The organism is Nocardioides sp. (assembly GCF_036401255.1).
Classification (GTDB): Bacteria; Actinomycetota; Actinomycetes; order Propionibacteriales; family Nocardioidaceae; genus Nocardioides.
Map to the genome: position 1 here is coordinate 1 of NZ_DASWVI010000102.1, position 4,851 is coordinate 4,851.

Below are 4,851 nucleotides of genomic sequence, written 5' to 3' on the forward strand. Positions count from 1 at the left end.
GCCGGTGCGGGAGCGGCCGGTGCGGGAGCAGCCGGCGCGGGGGCGGGTGCGGGAGCGCTCGCGCGCCGAGCGGCCAGCGGCAGCCCGAAGCCGTTGGGCGGCGAGTCGGTCACGAGGTCCTCCGAGCACGGGACGGTTGGGGGGTCACCTGGGTCATCGGCCGGGTGGACCCCACTCTTGAGCAGGTCAGTTCAGGCCGCGGTCGTCCTCGCGGTAGGAGCCGCCCCGGAAGTCGAGCAGGGCCGGGCTGATGTTGGCGAGGAAGCAGGTGTCCATGGAGGCGTCGAAGTTGCCGACCAGGTTGACCTTGTCGGCGTAGATCGTGCCGATGAAGTCTGCGGTGCCGTTGGCCTTCACCACCTGGCCGTAGGGGGCGCTCGAGGTGAGGAAGAGCGAGGCGAACATCCGCTGGTTGGAGTTGATCTTGACGTTGCCGCCGTCGACGACGATCAGCAGCGAGCGGGACGTGCACAGCGGGTCGGTGTCGCTCAGACCGGCCGCCCGGCCGAAGGCGGTGTCGTTGATCTTGTTGAGGTCGACGGTGCCGCCGAGGTCGCCCTTGGTCAGGTCGAAGAACATCACGGCGTTGTCCTCGTCCGGCGTGGTCCACCCCGTCGACGTCGTCCAGTAGTTGCCCTGGGAGCGGGCGACGCTGCGCAGCTGGTCGAGCTGGGCGGGACTCAGGGCCGGGTCCTTGAGCTTGAACAGCTTGGTCAAGGTGGCGTCGTCCTTGACGAACGACCCGTTGACGTCGGTGTCCGAGGTGGCGTCGAGGTTCTGCGGGCCGTAGTACTTCGGGTAGGTGGTCTGGGTGGACTCGCACGGCGTGCCGATGAGGCTGTCGCCCATCCGGTCCTGGTCGTAGGGGTACGCCGTGCTGCACGGGTCCCGCGTGACGTTGTTGCCGCTGCCGGTGGCGTGGATCAGCCCGCGCTGGGTCTCCGAGCAGTGCTGGCCGGACCCGTGGGCGGTGGTGATGTAGTCGGAGGTGTGCACCCCGATCGGGATGCCGTAGGCGACGTCGATCTGACCCGGCACCATCGCGATCTTGTCGCGCTCCCAGACGCACCCGGTGGAGAAGACGCTCTGCCGGGTCACGCTGGCCGAGCCGCCGCCGGTGATCGTGTGGGCGAAGATGCCGCGCGGGATGTCGGTCGTCGTGACGCCGACGTCCACCAGCACGGTGCGCGAGGCGGAGCGGGCCGCGTCACCGGTCGAGTGGATCCGGTACAGGCCGGGGTCGTTGGCGGGGTACGGCGACACCGCCTCGATCCAGACCCGGAACGACTCCCCGACGCCGCCGGGCAGCGCGACCGTCGTCGGCGCGTTCTCGTTGCCCCAGGCGTTGTCGGCGCAGTTCGGGGAGCAGCGCAGCGGCCGCACCCCGGCGCTGCGCAGGTAGGTCATCGCCTGGGCGACGCCGGCGTCCGCGGCGTTGACCGCCGAGCCGGCCTGCTGGGCGCGCCAGGAGGAGCGCAGGTTGTCGATGGTGAGGACGGCCACGGTCGTGGCGAGCCCGGTGATCAGCACCAGCGCCATCATCGTCAGGATCATCGCCGAGCCGCGTTCGTCTCGGCGCCTGGCCCGGGGTCGAGCCGTCGTCGTGGGGGTGCGCGCCACCGTCAGCTCCTGTTCCGCAGGTCGATCTGGGTGTGGTAGGTCTGCTCGCCGCTGCCGTCGCGGACCGTGATGGTCACGCCGACCAGGTCGATGTGCTCGAGCTCGACGGTGTCCGGGAGGCCGTTGTTGTTGCCGACCGGGGGCCCCTTCTGGTCCAGCTCCAGCCACGTGGTGGTGCCGTCGCCGTTCGCGTCGTAGGCCCACTCGCTGCTGTCCAGGTCGAGCGTCACCGACTCGACGGTCGCGGCGAGGACCGGGTGCGCCGCGGTGCAGTCGCTGGTCGCGGCGAGCGTCAGCTGCTCGGAGGCCGCCGACCAGCAGTAGGTGAGCACCTCGGGGTCGGCGGCCGTGGTGTCCCGCACCCCGTCGCCGTCGAAGTCGGTCCAGAACGTGAGCGCCATGGAGCTGCCCGGGAGCGTGACCGCGTCGATGCCCGACGACTGCCGCAGCTCGCGGCTGAGCCGCTCCATCGCGGTCCGGGTCTCCTCGGTGACACCGGCCCGGTCGCGGGTGCTCGCGGTGACGGCGTCGGTCGAGAGCGCCAGGCCGAGGAGCAGCGAGCCGACCAGGGCGAACAGGCCCATGCTGACCAGCACCTCGATGAGCGTCATCCCGCTGTCGGCCCGCGGGCGGCGCAGCCACCTCATCGCGCGCCTCATCGCGCGTCCAGGGCCGTGCAGCCGACCTGGCCGAGGGTGACCGAGACGGCCGACGCCGGGTCGACGGTGTCGTCGGGCAGCAGCCGCACCGGCTGGCTGGTGATCTTGAGGACGCCGGACAGCGAGACCGCGGACCGACCGTTCGCGGCGGTCGGCTCGATGGTGCCGGGCACCAGCGCCGACCACGAGGCGACGTAGTCGCCCAGCGTGTGGCCGCCGCCGACGTCGAGCGTCGCGGGGTCGATCGCCGCGAGGTCGTCGGCGCTCAGCGCCGGGGTGATGGCGAGGACGTCGACGTACCCGTCGGTGTCGTCGGGGGTCGCGGGCGGGACGTGGCGGCGTACGACGGCCCGGTAGTCGAACGTGGGTGTCTGCGCCACGTGGTCGGCGCCGCTGACCACGCACCGCGCCGTGGCCCGGACCAGCTCGACCTGGAGCACGCCGTCGGGGGCGAACGAGGTCGGGAACAGCGAGATCGTGCTCGCCGAGCTCGCCGCGCAGGCCTCGGCCGTCGGGGTGGCATCGCTCATCGGCGTCGTGTGCAGGAAGCCGGACGCGCGGACGAACGCCGGTGCGCCTGTGCCCGACGGGGCGCAGGTGGCGGTGACGCCGCTGGCCGTGGCGGTGGCGGCCGCGTCGAGGCGTGCCAGGGGGCCGCTCAGGTCCAGGCCGGGCCGGTACTCACTGGCGGCGCCGCTCTCGAAGGAGAGGCCGAGGTTGGTCAGGTCGGTGAGGCGGGCCTGCATCGGGTTGGCCGCGGAGCCGACGTTCGGGAGCCCGTCGGTGGCGCTCACCGGGCCGAGGTCGAGCTGGCTGGCGCCCCAGCACGCGAGCCCGCAGGTGCCGTCGATCCCACCCGCCGGCGCGGGCACGATCCCCACGGCGGAGGGGGCGGCGACGGTCGTCGAGGCCCCGGCACCCTGCTCGCCGGTGGCCAGCCCGGCGGAGGCGGCCGTCAGGCTGGCGGTCGCGGTGCTCGCGAACGTCAGCGACCCGGCCAGGTCGAGCAACCCGGCCTGCAGGGACTCGGCGCCGTTGGCCGCCGTGATGGAGCCGATGTCGACGGCCGTGGCCGTCGCCGCGAGGTCGATGCGCTTGGCGGAGGCGGGCTGGTCGGCGATCTGGGTGTACGTCGTCACCGGTCGGGTGATGCCTCGGCGGTCGTAGAGGACGGTGACGGTGACGCCGATCTGGGAGGAGACCGGGCTGTCGTGCCCGGCGCTCTGGGTGTTGTAGCCCGAGGGCGGCGCGAGCACCTGGGAGCTGCCGTCCGCCTTGGGCGCCGAGAGGAACTGGGTGTCGACGACGACCTGGAAGCCGGCCAGCGGGTCGGTGCCGGTGGCGGGGTGCGGGACGACGTAGCGGTACATCTCCCCCGACTGCGGCTCGTAGGAGCAGCGGGCGCCGTCGGCCGGGACGTAGCCGGTCCACGCGGTCGTCGGCAGGGCGAGCCCGTCGGCGTCGGTGCAGGTGATCGGGCCCGGGGTGGCGAGGTTGCGGAAGTAGTAGTCGAGGACGTCGCGGTAGTCCCCGGCCTCGGGACTGACGTGGTAGGGCAGGTTCCGCATCCGCTCGAGCTGGCCCTGGGCCACGCCCTTGGTCTGGGTGACCAGCCGGGACGTCTCGCCGGACCGGATGCCGACGAGCAGCTGGGGCAGCACGGCGGCCATCACGGTCATGATCACGCCGAGCGCGACGATGATCTCGACGAGGGTGAACCCCTCGTCGCGGCGGCGGTCAGCTGACGGAGACACGGCCGGTCAGCTGTTCGACGTGGACGGTGTAGACCTTCGAGGAGCCGGTGCGGGTCACCTGGACGGTCCCGCTGGTCGCGGTCCCACGGGAGTAGAAGGTGACGCCGGGGCCGCCGGAGCCGGCGAAGGTCGGGGAGGCCAGGTGCACCTGGGCGCCGTCGGTCCGGAACGGGCCCTCGACCTGGGTGCCCGGCGTGGCGCAGGTGCCGCGGTGCATGGCGTACTCGTCGGCGGTCGTGTCGAAGAGCACGCACATCGCGGTGCCCTCGGTGATCGCGCGCTGGTGGGTGGAGCGCAGCAGGGTCTGCAGCTCGCGGGCCGTGCCGGACTGCTCGCTGGCCCGCGACCAGCGGTCGTAGCCGCCGACCGAGATCGCCATCAGGGCACCCAGGAGCGCCACGACGACCAGCACCTCGATCAGCGTGAACCCGCTGTCCCGCTCAGGTTGCGACACGGGGGGATCCTCCGAGCCCGGATGAGCGGACGCCCCGCGAGGACGTCCCTGACAACAAGTCATCGGCAGCGCGGGGTCGCGACTTGAGCCGAAGCGGGCCTTGCCGAATTTTCCTCAGGATTCCCTCAAGGCGGCCGCCGTCGGCACCGAAACAGTGGGTGACAAGCGGCCCGCCGGCCTGCCGGTCGGGATCTCGCCAGACCCCAGCACGACCCGTCCCCCCACAGGAGAACAACCATGCTTGCTCGGATGCAGAAGTCCCTGAAGGAGAAGGACCAGGGCTTCACCCTGATCGAGCTCCTCGTCGTCATCGTGATCATCGGCATCCTGGCCGCGATCGCCATCCCGATCTTCCTCAACCAGC

Annotated in this window: 5 protein-coding genes; 1 reads left to right on the forward strand and 4 read right to left on the reverse strand. The window is 72.0% G+C overall.

The genetic code is table 11. The features are described 5' to 3' along the window. Nucleotides 1-186: 186 nt before the first annotated feature. From VGD85_RS04800 to VGD85_RS04815, 4 genes are read right to left on the reverse strand one after another with little or no spacing between them, the layout of a single operon-like run. Nucleotides 187-1,620: a pilus assembly PilX N-terminal domain-containing protein gene (locus VGD85_RS04800; protein WP_331062304.1), complete on the reverse strand. Its 1,434-nt coding sequence runs from the start codon at nt 1,618-1,620 to the stop codon at nt 187-189. Nucleotides 1,621-1,622: 2 nt separating this feature from the next. Then, the gene (locus VGD85_RS04805) at nt 1,623-2,267 is read right to left on the reverse strand and encodes a PulJ/GspJ family protein (RefSeq protein ID WP_331062305.1); all 645 of its coding nucleotides are present in this window, start codon (nt 2,265-2,267) and stop codon (nt 1,623-1,625) included. A gap of 8 nt (nt 2,268-2,275) precedes the next feature. Further along, entirely contained in the window at nt 2,276-4,033 is a 1,758-nt protein-coding gene (locus tag VGD85_RS04810; protein WP_331062306.1) for a prepilin-type N-terminal cleavage/methylation domain-containing protein, read from the reverse strand. Further along, a complete protein-coding gene (locus VGD85_RS04815) occupies nt 4,017-4,487 on the reverse strand; it encodes a GspH/FimT family pseudopilin (protein ID WP_331062307.1) in 471 nt (156 codons plus the stop codon). The genes VGD85_RS04810 and VGD85_RS04815 overlap by 17 nt, the downstream gene beginning before the upstream one ends. A gap of 249 nt (nt 4,488-4,736) precedes the next feature. Between VGD85_RS04815 and VGD85_RS23125 the strand changes: the two genes are divergently transcribed. Then, the coding region (locus VGD85_RS23125) for a type II secretion system protein (RefSeq protein WP_349257081.1) at nt 4,737-4,851 on the forward strand (115 nt) is incomplete at its 3' end.